This window comes from Paracoccus marinaquae (assembly GCF_018860165.1).
Classification (GTDB): domain Bacteria; phylum Pseudomonadota; class Alphaproteobacteria; order Rhodobacterales; family Rhodobacteraceae; genus Paracoccus; species Paracoccus marinaquae.
Genome location: NZ_JAHKNG010000058.1, coordinates 1 through 15,076, shown reverse-complemented (window position 1 = coordinate 15,076; position 15,076 = coordinate 1). Strand labels below are relative to the sequence as shown.

Genomic DNA, 15,076 nt, shown 5'->3' with positions numbered 1-15,076 from the left:
GATGTGGCATCAGCCATGGGAGGGTCTCCTGATGAAAGGTTGGTCTTCAGCAACCAAACCTTCCCATCAGGGGGCCATTCCCGCCAACACAGACACCTCTCCCGCGTCAGCGGCTTCGTTCAATCCCAAGAGCCCACACGACCTAGCCGCCCGGGTTGAGTGCGGCCGTCAGCAGCCGTTGGGTGTAGTCGTGTTGCGGTGCCTCGAATATCCGGGCGGCCGGTCCCTGTTCGACCACCTCGCCCGCCCGCATGACCAGGATCTGATGCGACATGGCGCGGACCACGCGCAGGTCGTGGCTGATGAACAGGAAGGCGAGGCCGTATTTTTTCTGCAGGCCGCGCAGAAGCTGGACGATCTGCACCTGCACGGTCATGTCCAGCGCCGAGGTGGGCTCGTCCAGCACCACCAGTTTCGGGCGCAGGATCATCGCCCGGGCGATGGCGATGCGCTGGCGCTGGCCGCCCGAGAATTCATGCGGATAGCGGTGCATGGCCGAAGGTTCGAGGCCGACCTCGACCATGATGTCGCGAACCATCTCGCGGCGGTTGCGGCCCGGCTCGACGCCGTGGACGCCGAGGCCCTCGGCGATGATCTGCTCGACCGTCATGCGCGGGCTGAGGCTGCCGTAAGGATCCTGAAACACGATCTGCATGTCGCGGCGCAGCCGGCGCAGCTGACCCGCGCCCCAGCCGGCGATGTCCTGCCCCATGAACAGGATCGGTCCCTCGCTGGCGATGAGCCGCATGATCGCCAGCGCCAGCGTGGTCTTGCCCGAGCCGGATTCGCCGACGATGCCCAGCGTCTCGCCCGCGCGCACCGACAGGGTGGCGCCGTTCACCGCCTTCACATGGCCAATGGTGCGGCGCAGCAGGCCGCGCTGGATCGGGAACCAGACCTTCAGGTCGCGCGTCTCGACCATCACCTCGGCGCCCTCGGGCACCGGATCGGCCAGGCCCTTGGGTTCGGCCGCCAGCAACTTGCGGGTATAGTCGTGCCGGGGGTCGGCGAAGATCGCCTCGACCGGACCCTGTTCGACAATCTCGCCGTCCTTCATCACGCAGACCCGGTCGGCGATGCGGCGCACGATGCCGAGATCGTGGCTGATGAACAGCATCGACAGCCCCTCGGCGGCCTTCAACTCGGCCAGCAGGTCGAGGATCTGCGCCTGGATGGTCACGTCCAGCGCCGTGGTCGGCTCATCCGCGATCAGCAGGTCCGGGCCGTTGGCCAGCGCCATGGCGATCATCACCCGCTGGCGCTGGCCGCCCGAGAGCTGGTGCGGATAGTCGGCCAGCCGGGTTTCGGGGTCGCGGATGCCAACGCGGGTCAGCAGATCGACGATCCGCCGCCGCGCCGCCTCGCCGCGCAGGCCCTGATGCAGGGCCAGGCTTTCGGCCAGCTGCTTTTCGATCGTGTGCAGCGGATTGAGGGAGGTCATCGGCTCCTGGAAGATGAAGCTGATGTCGTTGCCGCGGATGTCGCGCAGCACGCTTTCGGGGGCGCCGACCATCTCGCGCCCCTCATAGCGGACCGAGCCTTCGATGACGGCGGAATCGCCCAGAAGCTGCACGGTCGAGAGCGCGGTGACCGACTTGCCCGACCCGGATTCGCCGACCAGCGCCACCGTCTCGCCCCGGCCGATGCGGAAGCTGACGCCCTTGACGGCGGGCACGGTCCTGCCCTCCTGCCGGAAGCCGATCTTCAGGTTCTGAACCTCCAGCACCGCGTCGGCGGCGGCTGCGGCGGGCAGGTCTGCCATGTCGGGGGCCAGGCTCATTTGAAGGTCTTCCGGGGGTCGAAGGCATCGCGGACGCCTTCGAAGACGAAGACCAGCAGCGACAGCATGATGGCGAAGGTGAAGAAGGCGGTGAAGGCCAGCCAGGGCGCCTGCAGGTTCTGCTTGGCCTGCAGCGCCAGTTCCCCGAGCGAGGGCGCCGAGGCCGGCAGCCCGTAGCCGAGGTAGTCCAGCGCCGCCAGCCCGCTGATCGTGCCGGTGACGACGAAGGGCAGCATGGTCAGCGTCGCCACCATGGCGTTGGGCAGGATGTGGCGGAACATGATCTTGCGGTCGCTGACCCCGAGCGCGCGGGCGGCGCGGACATATTCGAAGTTCCGCGCCCGCAGGAACTCGGCCCGGACCACGCCGACCAGCGCCGGCCAGCCGAAGAGGATGGTGACGAAGACCAGCAGCCAGAAGCTGCGCCCGAGGATCGCAAACAGGATGATGATGACGTAAAGCCCCGGCGTCGAGGCCCAGATTTCCAGCACGCGCTGGAAGATCAGGTCGGTGCGGCCGCCGAAATAGCCCTGGATGGCGCCGGCGGCGATGCCGATGGTCGAGGCGATCACGGTCACGATCAGGGTGAACAGGATCGAGGTGCGGAAGCCGTAGATCACGCGCGCCAGCACGTCGCGGGCGGTATCATCCGTGCCCAGCCAGTGATCGCCGTCGGGTGCGCTTGGGGCGGTGCCGACATTGTTGATGGTCTTGTAGTGATAGGGGACCGGCGGCCAGATCATCCAGCCCTGTTCGTCCTGCGGCACGTCGCTGCTGCCACCCTTCACGGCCGCGATCAGATCCTCGGGCGTGTCCCAGCAGTCCTGCCGGCCGCCGGTGACGATCAGGCATTGCACGGCCTCGTCGCGATAGATCGCCTCGGTCCCGAAATCGCCGCCGAAGGCGGTTTCGGGATAGAACCGGTAGGCCGGGAAATAGAGGTCGCCCCGATAGCTGACGACGATGGGTTTGTCGTTGGCGACCAGTTCGGCGAACATGGCGACCACGAACAGCAGGGCGAAGATCACCAGCGACCAGAAGGCGCGCCCGTTGCGGCGGAAATTGCGCCAGCGGCGGCGGTTGAGTTCCGAGACCGCCATCAGCCGGCCCTCGATTCAAAGTCGATGCGCGGATCGACGAAGACATACATCATGTCCGACAGGATCCCGACCACGAGGCTCAGCAGGCCGAAAACGTAAAGCGTGCCGAAGATCACCGGATAGTCGCGCTGCACCGCGGCCTCGAAGCCCAGCCGGCCCAGACCGTCCAGCGAGAAGATCGTCTCGATCAGGATCGAGGCGCCGAACAGCATGCCCAGAAACATCGCCGGAAAGCCCGCGATCACGATCAGCATGGCGTTGCGGAAGACATGGCCATACAGCACCCGGCGCTCGGCCAGGCCCTTGGCCCGCGCGGTCATCACATATTGCTTGTTGATCTCGTCCAGAAAGCTGTTCTTGGTCAGCAGGGTCAGCGTGGCAAAGCCCGAGATCGAACTGGCGATGACCGGCAGCGTCGCGTGCCAGGCATAGTCCTTGATCTGACCCCATGTGGAGAGATCGGCGAAATTGTCGCTGACGAGGCCGCGCAGCGGGAAGATCTTCCAGTAGCTGCCGCCGGCGAACAGCACCATCAAGAGGACCGCGAACAGGAAGGCCGGGATCGCATAGCCCATGATGATGACGCCCGAAGTCCAGGTATCGAAGCGCGAGCCGTCCTTCACCGCCTTGCGGATGCCCAGCGGGATCGAGATCAGATAGGCCAGCAGCGTCGACCACAGCCCCAGCGTGATCGAGACCGGCAGCTTTTCCTTGACCAGATCAATGACGCTGATCGAGCGAAACCAGCTGGTGCCGAAATCGAAGCGCAGGTAATTGCCCAGCATCGACAGGAACCGCTCGACCGGCGGCTTGTCGAAGCCGAATTCCTTTTCAAGCTGGGCGATGAATTCCGGCGGCAGGCCGCGTGCGCCCTGATACTGTTCCTCGGTGCCGCCGCCGGTATCGCCGCCGCCCGCGATGTTGCGAAACACATCACCCTCGCCCTGCAACTGCGCCGCGATCTGTTCGATCGGGCCGCCGGGGACGAACTGGGTCAGGGTGAAGTTGACCAGCATGATGCCGATCAGTGTCGGGATGATCAGCAGCAAACGCCGCAGGATATAGGCACCCATTCGCCTGCCCTTCTGCCCGCCCCTCGGAACGATACGGACCTTTGCGGCCCTTCTGGATTGTCCCGCCTTGTCCGCAATCCGGGCGGGGAAATCAAGCGCGAAGCCGCCCCGGACCCTAGCGCAGCGCGCCCTCCGCCTTCAGCCGGGCTTCCTTTTCCGGGTTGAACCACCAGAAATCCATCTGGCCAAGGGCGAAATCGGGCAGCGTTTCGGGGTGTTCATACATGTCGTAATAGGCCACCCAGTGATCGGCGTTGTACCATTGCGGCACGGCCAGATACATCGCCCGCAGGGCCCGGTCCAGCGCATGGACGGCGGTGGTCATCTCTTCGGTCGTCTCGGCCAGTTCGACATGCTTCATCAGCGCGTCGATGGCCGGGTTGGTCAGCCCGATCAGGTTGCTTTCGGACGAGGCGAATTCGCTGCCGAAGACCGGCAGCATCTCGGCGCCGGGGATCGGCGACTGGCCCAGAAAGGTCGAGGTCATGTCGAAATCATGCGCCCTTTCGCGGGCCTGCGCCTCGGCATTGTCCACGCGGGAATTGACGGCGTCGATGCCGACCGCGCGCAGGTTTTCGATATAAGGATTAAGAATGCGGTCCAACGTGACGGAATCGTTCATGATTTCTACGCGCAGGACCTCGCCTTCCGAATTGCGGCGCAGCCCGTCATCGTCGATGGTCCAGCCCGCCTCATCCAGCAGGGCGGCGGCCTGCCGCATGATCCGGCGGTCGCGCGGCTGTTCGCTGCCCCCGGGCCAGCTGGCGGCGGCTTCGGTGAAGACCGTCCCGGGCAGGTCGTCGCGCAGCGGCTCGAGCAGTGCGAGTTCGGCATCCGAGGGCAGGCCCGTCGCCTCGAGCGCGCTGTTTTCCCAATAGCTGTCCGGCCGGGAATAGAGGCCGTAGAACATCTTTTCGTTGGTCCACTGGAAGTTGAACATCATCCCGATGGCCCGGCGCACGCGCGGATCCTGAAACTTCGGGCGGCGCAGGTTGAAGACCCATGCCTGCATGCTGACGCTGCTGTTGTCGGGCAGCGTCTCGACCTTGACCCAGCCCTTGTCCTGCGCCGGGAAATCATAGGCGGTCGCCCATTTGATCGAGCTGTTCTCGCGCCGGAAAGTGTATTCGCCGGCGGTGAAGGCCTGAAACGCGGCATCGTAATCGGCGAAATATTCGTAACGCATGCGGTCGAAATTGTTGCGCCCGATATTCAGCGGCAGATCCTCGCCCCAGTAATCCTCGCGCCGGGTCACTTCGACCCAGCGACCCATGTTCCAGCCGGTCAGCGCATAGGGCCCCGACCCGACCAGCGGCTTGTCCATCGGCTCATCCAGGCGCAGGTCGCGCGCGGCGAAATCGGCGCGCGACAGGATCGGCAGACCGCCGGCGAAGGTGATCACCTCGCGCCGCGGATAGTCGGGGGTGAAATAGAACTTGACGGTCCGGTCGTCGATCGCCTCGACCTTGGCGATCTGCTGCTGGATCAGCAGCTTGGTTCCGGTCGAGGCCTGTTCGCGCATGGTCTCGACGCTGAAGACGACATCGCCCGCCGTCACCGGCGTGCCATCGGCAAAGCGCGCCTCGGGGCGCAGGTTGAAGATCACCCAGTCGCGGCTTTCGGGATATTCCAGCGTCTCGCACAGCAGGCAGTAGGAGGATCCGAAATCGCTGCTGTCGCGGCCCAGCATGGCCTCGAGCATGGTCGAGGCGAAGACCGCCGGGCGGCCCTTGAAGGTGAACGGGTTGAAATTGTCGAAATTCGAGGTGTTGGGCACGGATTCGACGATATAGCCCCCCTTCGGCGCATCCGGGTTCACATAGGGCAGATAGGGGAAATCGGCGGGCAGTTTCAGGTCGCCGACAATCGCATAGCCATGCGCGCGGGTGACCTGTTCGTCCCCCGTGGCCGGCTGCGCCTGCGCCTGGTCCTGCCCCGCCGCGGCCCCTGCCCCGAAAGCCAAGGCCAGAGCGATAAGCGGTGAAATCAGACGCATAGAAACCTCCGTTGGCATTGCCGCAACGCTAGGGCAGCGCGGCCCCGGCGATCAAGCCGCGTTTTCGTGAGCGCCCCCCCCGCATGCGAAAGGGCGCGACCATGGCCGCGCCCTGCATGGGTCCGTAGATTTGGAAAGCTCGCGCCTATTGCTGCGCCTGCAGATAGGCGATCAGGTCGGCGCGGTCTTCGGGCTTCTTCAGGCCGGCGAAGGACATCTTGGTGCCTTTCACCACGCCTTTCGGATTCTCGAGGAATTCCTGCAGCGCCTCGGGGGTCCATTGCGGCGCCTCGCCGGCATGGGAGACCATGCCGTCGGAATAGGCAAAGCCGCCGATCGAGGCGACATCGCGGCCGACCACGCCGTTCAGATGCGGGCCGACGCCGTCGCTGCCGTCCAGCTTGTGGCAGGCCTTGCACTTGCCGAAGCCCTTTTCGCCCGCGGCCGGGTCGGCGGCTTCCATGAAGGTGGCGAAATCGATCTGTTCCTCTGCGGCCTCGCCGCCGTCGCCACCCTCTTCGACCGGGATCGAATAGGCCTGCTCGGCCTCGCCGTCATGCGACGGCTCGCTGACGGTATAGAGCGCGCCGGCCGCCCAGTTCGCCAGAAGAAGAAACAGCAGCGAGCCGATCAGCGCGCCGGCAGCCTTGGTCACGGTCATGGTGTTGAACATCGCGTGCAATCCCCGCCTTGGTAAGCTCGTCAATCCGTGGGGTATCTATCCGCTTTCGCTTTGCCGGATCAAGGTATAGTTACCGCCGGGCAGTCAAAATTCGATCAGCGGAACCGCCGTCATGACCACGAACCGCATCGCCTTCCAGGGTGAACCCGGCGCCTATAGCCACGAGGCCTGCCGCAAGGCGCGGCCCGGGATGGAGGCCCTGCCCTGCCGCACCTTCGAGGATGTGATCGAGGCGGTGCGCAGCCTTGAGGCCGATCTGGCTATGCTGCCGGTCGAGAACTCGACCTATGGGCGGGTCGCCGACATCCATCACCTGCTGCCCGAATCCGGGCTGCATATCATCGACGAAGCCTTTGTCCGCGTGCATATCAGCCTGCTGGCCGTGCCCGGAACGCCGCTGTCCGAGGTGCGCGAGGCGATGAGCCATACCGTCCTTCTGGGCCAGTGCCGCGGCTTCATGCGCAAGCACGGGATTCGCGGCATCACCGGCGCCGATACCGCCGGCTCGGCCAGGGAGATCGCGGCGCGGGGCGACCCGGCGCTGGCGGCGCTGGCCTCGCCCTTGGCCGGCGAGATCTACGGGCTGGAGCGGCTGGCCGACCAGATCGAGGACCGGCAGAACAACACCACCCGTTTCCTTCTGATGTCGCGCGAGCCGAATCGGGCGCGGCGGGGCCAGCGGATGCTGACCAGCTTTGTCTTCCGGGTCCGCAACATTCCGGCCGCGCTCTACAAGGCGATGGGCGGATTCGCCACCAACGGCGTCAACATGACCAAGCTGGAAAGCTATATGGTCGACGGGGTGTTCACCGCGACGCAGTTCTATGCCGATATCGAGGGCCATCCCGAGGACCCGAATGTCAGCCGGGCGCTGGAGGAACTGGCCTATTTCACCTCGATGATGAATGTTCTGGGGGTCTATCCGGCCGACCCGCTGCGCCAGGCGCAACTGCAGCAGCAGGGCTAGGACGGCCTGCGGTCAGGCCGTGGCCGCGCGCATGTCCGACAGGAACTCGCCGATGCGGCGTTCGAACTTGCGGTCCAGTTGCGGCTTGGCCAGCTTGGCCGTCTGCAGCATCAGCCGTGCCCGCATGTTGCGCGGCTGCATGGTGGTTTCAAAGATCAGACGCGACCGTGCCCGGCTGAGTGCGATCACGGTCGCGTCAATCACAACTTCCAACGCATCCGACATTCCGGCCATCGACAACCGCTCCGGCCGGTCATGACGGGTCACATCCAGACGCAGGTTACGCGGCTGGCCCCGCCAGTCGAAACCGATCAGCCAAGCGATCCCGGCCCCCGGCTCCAGCGCAGGGTCGATCCGTGTGATCCGGGCACCACGGCGCATCAGCATACGTTCAAGCCGGTGATGATCTGCAATCGCACGGAACAACTCGTCCGCTGTGTCGTCAACGTCAAATCGCGTTGAAAATTTCATTTCAAACAATCCGTTAACAATGCTGTTCCTGCGCCGCTCACTCAATGCGCGTGCAGTCTCATATTCCAAACCAGGAGCACTGTTCAACCAAGTCATCAACATCGCCACGGACACTCGCTACACGACGCCCTTATGGCAGATTCTTGCCGATGTGAAATCCTGTCCTTTTGGTCAATTTGACTGAAATGCCACACTTAAAAGGATTGCTGACATAAATTACACAATCACAGGTTGTTATGTTGCCTTTCCCGCGTAAGCTGTTGCAGCAGGCGGGATGCCGGCCGGACCGGGCCGAAACCCGCGATTCCCGTGGTGACGGAGCCACCGATGCCAGAAGGCAGAGGCCAGATATCGCGCCCCGCAAGCCCGGCCGCAGCGGCCGGGGCCGGGCTCGATCTCCGCATTCTTGCCACCACCGACATGCACATGAACGTGCTGCCCTACAACTATTTCGCCGACCGTCCCTGCGACCGCGTCGGCCTGGCGCGCACCGCCTCGCTGATCGCGCGGCGCCGGGGCGAGGTGCAGAACTGCCTGCTGCTGGACAATGGCGATTTCCTTCAGGGCACGCCGATGGGCGATCTGGCCGCCAGCGCGCATGCCCGGTCGCCGCGACGGCTGCATCCGGCCATCGCGGCGATGAATGCGCTTGGTTATGATGCCGCGGCCCTGGGAAATCACGATTTCAGTTTCGGCCTGTCCTTTCTGCAATCGGTGACCTCGCGGGCGGGTTTTCCGTTTCTGGCCGCCAATCTGCGGCTGCACCGCCGCCCGGATTTTGCCCGATACACGATCCTGCGCCGCCAGCTGTGCGACGGGCGTGGCGGCCGGGTCGGGCTGGGCATCGGCGTCATCGGCTTTTTGCCGCCGCAGACCGCCGACTGGGATCGCGACCTGACCGACCTGCTGAGCTGCGGTGACATTCTCGACAGCGCGCGCGAACTGGTGCCGGCCCTGCGCGCCGAAGGGGCGCAGATCATCGTCGCGCTGTGCCACAGCGGCATCGGCAGTCCACTGCCGCACCCGGGGATGGAGAACGCCTCGGCCGCGCTGGCGGCGGTTCCGGGCATCGATGTCGTGATCGCCGGCCATACGCATCAGGTCTTTCCCGGCCCCGATATCGCGCCCGCCCCCGGCATCGACCCCGAGGCCGGCGCCCTGGCGGGCAAGCCGGCGGTGATGGCCGGTTTCGGCGGCTCGCATCTGGGCATCATCGACCTGCGCCTGCAGGAGGACGGCGCCGGGGGCTGGCGGGTGGCGCGGTTCCTGAGCCGGGCCGAGGCCGTCGACCCGGCCCTGCCCAATGCTACCGAGATCGCCCGCCCGGTCCTGGGCGCGCATCGCGAAACCCTGCGGCATCTGCGCCGCCGGGTCGGCCACAGCGATTCGGCCCTGAACAGCTATTTCGCGCTGATCGGGCATGATCCGGGGCAGCGGCTGGTGAACATGGCGCAGCGCTGGCATGTGCGGCGCTGCCTGCAGGGCACGCGCTGGCAGGGGCTGCCGCTGCTGTCGGCCTCGGCCCCCTTTCGTGCCGGCGGGCGCGGCGGGCCGCAGTATTACACCGATGTCTTGCCCGGCCGGCTCAGCCTGCGCAACCTGAGCGACCTCTATGTCTTTCCCAACCGCATCTGCGCCGTCGCGCTGACCGGCGCGCAGCTGGCCGAGTGGCTGGAACGCTCGGCCAGCCTGTTTCACCGGATCCGCCCGGGCGACACCGACAGCCCGCTGATCGATCCGGCCTTTCCCTGCTATAATTTCGACATGGTCGAGGGGGTAAGCTGGCGGATCGACCTGTCCGCCCCGGCCCGCTTTGCCCCCGACGGGCGGCTGATCAACCCGCAGGCGCGGCGGATCGTCGATCTGCGCCGGCATGGCCGCCCCGTCGCCGGGCAGGATCGGTTCCTGCTGGCGACCAATTCCTACCGCCTAGCCGGCTGCGGCCTGTTCAGCCCGCTGGTCACCGGCAACGAGATCGCCTTGCAGGGCGAGGAACTGACCCGCGACATCCTGCGGCAATATGTGCGCCGCCGCCGCCGCATCGCCATCGAGGCACCCCCGCAATGGCGCTTTCAGCCGATGCCGGGATCCTCGGCCCTGTTCGACACCGGCCCGGGCGGGCTGCGGCATCTGGACCGGATCGCCGCCCGTCACGACCTGCGACTCGAGCATGTCGGCAGCAATCCCGAGGGTTTCGCGCGGCTGCGCCTGTTTCTCTGAACGGCCCCGGCGCCCGGGCTTGCATTGCGCCCGCCTGCGGCTTATCTCTCGCCGCGAGAGGTTGGCGCGGGCAGGCGCCTCGCCAACCCGGTCAGGTCCGGAAGGAAGCAGCCGTAACGGGTCCCGCTTGGGTCGTTGTCCAGCCTCTCACCCCTACCATCTCTGATCCGATTACTTCTGACACGGCAGGAATGTCGGCCGGCCCTGCTTTACGCCCTTCGGCGGCGCGGGCTAGAAGTCGCAAAAGGATCGACGGAATGCCCCTGCCACACCCCATCCCCTATCAGGGCAGCAAGCGAAAGCTGGCCCCGGTCATCGGCCGATACCTGCCCCGCGGGATCGGGACATTCTACGAGCCGTTCTGCGGCTCGGCCGCCATGACGATCCATGCCGCCCATCACGGGCTGGCCGAACGATACGTGCTGGGCGACAGCCTTGCCCCGATGATCTGCCTGCTGCGCGCCATCGTCGAGCGGCCGGAGCGGACGGCGGCGCATTATCAGGCAGTCTGGGAGGGGCAGAGAGAGGGTGATCCCGGCTATTTCAACCGCGTGCGGGACCGCTTCAACAGCGACGGCGAGCCGGTCGATCTGCTGTATCTGATCTGCCGCTGCGTGAAGAACGCGGTGCGCTTCAACGGCGCGGGACGGTTCACGCAATCGGCCGACCGGCGCCGCCTCGGGATGCGCCCCGACAGGATGCGGGCGGCGATCACGGGCGTCTCCGCGCTGCTGGCGGGCAGGACCGAGTTCCGCACCGGCGACTGGCTTGACACGACCGCGGATGCGGGGCCGTCCAGCCTTGTCTATATGGACCCGCCCTATCTTGGAACCTCGGTCGGGCGCGACAAGCGCTATCATCAGCAGCTGCGGCAGGAGGCGCTGATCGCCGGGCTGGCATCGCTGAACGCGCGCGGGATCCGCTTTCTGCTGTCCTATGACGGGATGACCGGAGACAAGGAATACGGGCCGCCGCTGCCCGACCATCTGGGGCTGGCGCGGCTGCTGCTGAAGGCCGGTCCCTCGTCGCAGGCCACCCTGTCGGGCAGGCGGGCCGAGACGGTCGAGAGCCTTTATCTTTCGACCGGCCTGATAGACCCCGTGAACGACGCCGGCGCCGCACGACGGGTCAGGGCGAGGTCCTGAAACCTGTCGAAACCCCTCACTTCGCTGCCGGGTGGCAGGCTTGGCACAAGCCCAGACAAGACAGAAACGCCCGTCTTCGGTTGCGTGATGTGGGGGATTTGGGGAAATGGCGCGGTTGACGGGGCTCGAACCCGCGACCCCCGGCGTGACAGGCCGGTACTCTAACCAACTGAGCTACAACCGCACATATATCCGGGCGAGAGGTGAAAGTGGCGCGGTTGACGGGGCTCGAACCCGCGACCCCCGGCGTGACAGGCCGGTACTCTAACCAACTGAGCTACAACCGCACACTCACCTTCCCCGACCGATCGCCCGTCGGGGTGAGGCGCGGTTTACGCAGCCCGCATCGCCCCGTCAAGCCTGCTGTCGAAAAATATCGCCGCCCCGGCCCGGCCGGCGCGGATGGCTGATCCGGCCGCCGCAGACCGGCTCGGGCACCCCCGTCGTCATCGGCCCCGAGATCGGCAGACCCCGCAACACCCGCACCGCCAGCCAGCCGAAGGCCTGCGCCTCCAGCATGTCGCCGTCCAGCCCGGCGGCCTCGACCGGCTGCACGCTGGTCTCAAGCGCCGCGTTCAGGGCCGCCATGATCGCCGCGTTATGCCGCCCGCCGCCGCAGACCAGCAGCGTCTCGGGCGGCGTCGGCAGCCAGCGCCAGCCGGCCGCGACCGCGCCCGCCAGCGCGGCGACCAGCGTCGCGGCGGCATCGGCATCCGCCAGCCCCGCCACCGCATCCGGCAGCATCGAGAACTGATCGCGGTCCAGCGATTTCGGCGGCGGCCGCTGGAAATAGGGATGACGCAGGAACGCGGCCACGATGTCCATGTCGGCCCGCCCCGAGCCCGCCAGCGCCCCGCCCCTGTCCTGCGCCAGCCGCCGCCGCGCGCGCATCAGGTCGTTGATCGGGGCATTCGCCGGGCCGGTATCGAAGGCCAGGCAGGCGCCCGCGGCCTCGGGTGCAGGGGCGCGCGGATCGACCCAGCTGATATTGCCGACCCCGCCCAGGTTCAGGAAGGCCACCGGCGCGCGCGGCAACAGCCCCTGCCCGGCCGCCCAGTCTGCGCAGGCCCAGTGGAAGAACGGCACCAGCGGCGCACCCTCGCCGCCCCGCCGCACATCCTCGTGGCGGAAATCCCAGACCACCGGGCGCCCGGTCGCGTGCGCAAGCGCCGCCCCGTTCCCGGCCTGATGCGTGCCGCGCCCCTTCGGATCATGGGCCAGCGTCTGGCCGTGATAGCCGATCAACTCGGCCTCGGGAAAATCGGCGGCCAGCGCGGCATGCCCGGCGACCGAGATCTCGGCCGCCTCTGCCACGCCGGCCTCGTCCGGCCAGGCGCCCAGGGCGGCGTGAAGCACCGCCGATTCGTTGTCGGAATAGGGCCGGAAACCTGCGCGCCCGAAACCCGCGATGCGCCGGCCGTCGGTGTCGATCATCGCCGCGTCCACCCCGTCCAACGAGGTGCCCGACATCATCCCCAGAACCCGGATCATCGCGCCTTTCCCTTTGCCCGCCCCGCCGGTATATCCGGCGCGATCAGAAGGAAACAGCCCATGACCTACGCCCCCAAGTCCGATTTCCTGCACGTGATGATCGAACGCGGCTATCTGGCCGACTGCACCGATATCGAGGCGCTGGATCAGGCGCTGCTGGACGGCCCGGTCACCGCCTATATCGGCTATGACGCGACGGCGGCCAGCCTGCATGTCGGGCATCTGCTGAACATCATGATGCTGCGCTGGTTCCAGAAGACCGGCAACCGGCCGATCACGCTGATGGGCGGCGGCACCACCAAGGTGGGCGATCCCTCGTTCCGGTCCGAGGAACGGCCGCTGCTGAACGAGGCCGCGATCCAGGCGAATATCGACGGCATGCAGCGGGTCTTCGCGCGCTATCTGGATTACGCCGATGACGGCGCCATGATGCTGAACAACGCCGAATGGCTGGACGGGCTGAACTATCTTGAATTCCTGCGCGACATCGGCCGGCATTTCAGCGTCAACCGCATGCTGTCCTTCGAATCGGTGAAATCCCGGCTGGACCGCGAACAGTCGCTGTCCTTCCTGGAATTCAACTACATGATCCTGCAGGCCTATGATTTCCTTGAACTGCACCGCCGCCATGATTGCCGGCTGCAGATGGGCGGCAGCGACCAGTGGGGCAATATCGTCAACGGCATCGACCTGACCCGCCGCGTCGATGACGCCGTGATCTGGGGCCTGACCTCGCCGCTGCTGACCACCTCGGACGGGCGCAAGATGGGGAAATCCGCCGGCGGCGCCGTCTGGCTGAATGGCGAGATGCTGTCGCCCTATGAGTTCTGGCAGTTCTGGCGCAACACCACCGATGCCGATGTCGGCCGCTTCCTCAAGCTGTACACGGAACTGCCGGTCGCGGAATGCGACCGGATGGGCGCCCTGCAGGGATCCGAGATCAACGAGGCCAAGGTGCGGCTGGCGAATGAGGTGACGACCCTGCTGCACGGCCCCGAGGCCGCGGCCAGCGCCGAGGCGACGGCGCGCGAGGTCTTTGAACAGGGCGGCGCCGGCGGCGATCTGGAGATCGCGACCCTGCCGGCATCGGCGCTGGAGGGCGGGCTGTCGGTCGTGCAGATGCTGGTGCAGACCGGCATCACCGCCAGCGGCAAGGAAGCCAAGCGGCTGGTCGCCGAGGGCGGGCTGCGGCTGAACAACGAACCCGTGGCCGATCCGCAGATGCCGGTCGATGCCGCGCTGATCGGGGACGGGCTGAAGGTCTCGGTCGGCCGCAAGAAGCACCGCATGGTGCAGATCGGTTGAGGCAGGCGGCGGGGCGCGTGTCGCGCCTCACGGCCCCCGGCGCACGGGCCGCCGGGGCTGCGGCAAGGTCCTGGACAAGAGGGGATGATGGTGGGTGATAACGGATTTGAACCGCTGACATCTTCGATGTGAACGAAGCGCTCTACCGCTGAGCTAATCACCCGGTGGGCGGGCTTTTAGCCCCGGCTTCGGCGCGATGCAAGGGGGCAATCGGCTATTTCGCCTCTGCCACGTCACGCGACGCCGCAGCCTTCCGGCGCAGGCGCAGCGTGATGACATCGCCCCCGCGCAGATCCTTCTCGAGATTGACCCGGGCACGTCCCAGGGGCGGCACCGCGAGGGTCTGGCCGGCTGACAAAGCCTCGCCCAGCTGTTCAAGCGTCGCCTCGATGATGGGACGCGCCTCGGACCTCTTGGCCCCGGTGGCGGCAACGACGCGGTCCACGAAATCCTTCTTCTGCACCACAAGCGCAGGCTGGGGGGCCCGGGAACTGTCGCCGGACCGGTCTTTCGAACGCATTTGCCCCATCGGATCTTTTCTCATGAAAGAGGTCATCCTCGAAGAACTAAGACTTTTGGTTTAGGGTGGCGTGCAATTGACGCAACGTCAACCACTAATCCGAACAACATCGTGAATCAAAAGGCCGAAGGGTGTCGATTGAGCGAACCCGCAGCCGCGGGGCGGTGCGGGTGCGGGCGGATTATCTTCTGATGGGAGAGTTCATGATTGAACGAAGCCGCTGACGCGGGAGAGGTGTCTGTGTTGGCGGGAATGGCCCCCTGATGGGAAGGTTTGGTTGCTGAAGACCAACCTTTCATCAGGAGACCCTCCCATGGCTGATGCCA

12 protein-coding genes, 3 tRNA genes and 1 other RNA gene are annotated in these 15,076 nt (G+C 66.2%); 5 read left to right on the top strand and 11 right to left on the bottom strand.

All coding sequences use genetic code 11. The annotated features are described in order from the left end of the window. Positions 1 to 142: 142 nt before the first annotated feature. From KNW02_RS18800 to KNW02_RS18780, 5 genes are all read right to left on the bottom strand, one after another. On the bottom strand, positions 143 to 1,780 hold the full coding sequence (locus KNW02_RS18800) for an ABC transporter ATP-binding protein (protein ID WP_252734102.1): 1,638 nt from the start codon (positions 1,778 to 1,780) through the stop codon (positions 143 to 145). Next, positions 1,777 to 2,880 carry an ABC transporter permease gene (locus tag KNW02_RS18795; RefSeq protein WP_216034737.1) on the bottom strand — a complete coding sequence of 368 codons (1,104 nt, stop codon included), beginning with the start codon at positions 2,878 to 2,880 and terminating at the stop codon, positions 1,777 to 1,779. Before KNW02_RS18795 ends, KNW02_RS18800 begins: the two co-directional genes overlap by 4 nt. Next, entirely contained in the window at positions 2,880 to 3,953 is a 1,074-nt protein-coding gene (locus tag KNW02_RS18790; protein ID WP_216034736.1) for a microcin C ABC transporter permease YejB, read from the bottom strand. The genes KNW02_RS18795 and KNW02_RS18790 overlap by 1 nt, the downstream gene beginning before the upstream one ends. A gap of 115 nt (positions 3,954 to 4,068) precedes the next feature. Further along, positions 4,069 to 5,949 (bottom strand): extracellular solute-binding protein, encoded by a 1,881-nt coding sequence (locus tag KNW02_RS18785; protein WP_252734100.1) that lies wholly within the window; start codon positions 5,947 to 5,949, stop codon positions 4,069 to 4,071. A gap of 145 nt (positions 5,950 to 6,094) precedes the next feature. Further along, on the bottom strand, positions 6,095 to 6,622 hold the full coding sequence (locus tag KNW02_RS18780) for a c-type cytochrome (RefSeq protein WP_216034734.1): 528 nt from the start codon (positions 6,620 to 6,622) through the stop codon (positions 6,095 to 6,097). 121 nt (positions 6,623 to 6,743) lie between these two features. On the opposite strand from KNW02_RS18780, the gene KNW02_RS18775 reads away from it, so the two are divergent. Further along, entirely contained in the window at positions 6,744 to 7,598 is an 855-nt protein-coding gene (locus KNW02_RS18775) for a prephenate dehydratase (RefSeq protein WP_216034733.1), read from the top strand. Between the two features lie 12 nt (positions 7,599 to 7,610). On the opposite strand, the gene KNW02_RS18770 is transcribed toward KNW02_RS18775, so the two are convergent. Next, positions 7,611 to 8,165, bottom strand: coding sequence for a hypothetical protein (locus KNW02_RS18770; protein WP_252734098.1), 555 nt, complete (start codon positions 8,163 to 8,165; stop codon positions 7,611 to 7,613). 231 nt (positions 8,166 to 8,396) lie between these two features. Here KNW02_RS18770 and KNW02_RS18765 point away from each other — a divergent pair, with 231 nt between their 5' ends. From KNW02_RS18765 to KNW02_RS18755, 3 genes are all read left to right on the top strand, one after another. After that, positions 8,397 to 10,289: a bifunctional 2',3'-cyclic-nucleotide 2'-phosphodiesterase/3'-nucleotidase gene (locus tag KNW02_RS18765; RefSeq protein ID WP_216034732.1), complete on the top strand. Its 1,893-nt coding sequence runs from the start codon at positions 8,397 to 8,399 to the stop codon at positions 10,287 to 10,289. A gap of 55 nt (positions 10,290 to 10,344) precedes the next feature. Further along, positions 10,345 to 10,441: signal recognition particle sRNA small type (ffs, locus tag KNW02_RS18760), an RNA gene on the top strand. A gap of 105 nt (positions 10,442 to 10,546) precedes the next feature. Further along, positions 10,547 to 11,434: a DNA adenine methylase gene (locus KNW02_RS18755; protein ID WP_216034731.1), complete on the top strand. Its 888-nt coding sequence runs from the start codon at positions 10,547 to 10,549 to the stop codon at positions 11,432 to 11,434. 107 nt (positions 11,435 to 11,541) lie between these two features. On the opposite strand, the gene KNW02_RS18750 is transcribed toward KNW02_RS18755, so the two are convergent. The 3 genes from KNW02_RS18750 to KNW02_RS18740 all read right to left on the bottom strand — a co-directional run bounded on the left by KNW02_RS18750 (position 11,542) and on the right by KNW02_RS18740 (position 12,925). Further along, positions 11,542 to 11,618, bottom strand: a tRNA-Asp gene (locus KNW02_RS18750). Positions 11,619 to 11,644: 26 nt separating this feature from the next. Then, a tRNA-Asp gene (locus tag KNW02_RS18745) sits at positions 11,645 to 11,721 on the bottom strand. Positions 11,722 to 11,788: 67 nt separating this feature from the next. Beyond that, positions 11,789 to 12,925, bottom strand: coding sequence for an anhydro-N-acetylmuramic acid kinase (locus KNW02_RS18740; RefSeq protein WP_216034730.1), 1,137 nt, complete (start codon positions 12,923 to 12,925; stop codon positions 11,789 to 11,791). Positions 12,926 to 12,985: 60 nt separating this feature from the next. On the opposite strand from KNW02_RS18740, the gene tyrS reads away from it, so the two are divergent. Continuing rightward, complete coding sequence (tyrS, locus tag KNW02_RS18735) at positions 12,986 to 14,230, top strand: tyrosine--tRNA ligase (RefSeq protein WP_216034729.1); 1,245 nt, start codon at positions 12,986 to 12,988, stop codon at positions 14,228 to 14,230. An 88-nt stretch (positions 14,231 to 14,318) separates the two neighbouring features. Here the strand turns inward: tyrS and KNW02_RS18730 are convergent. Next, a tRNA-Val gene (locus KNW02_RS18730) sits at positions 14,319 to 14,393 on the bottom strand. Positions 14,394 to 14,444: 51 nt separating this feature from the next. Next, entirely contained in the window at positions 14,445 to 14,750 is a 306-nt protein-coding gene (locus KNW02_RS18725; RefSeq protein WP_252734109.1) for an HU family DNA-binding protein, read from the bottom strand. Positions 14,751 to 15,076 lie beyond the last annotated feature (326 nt).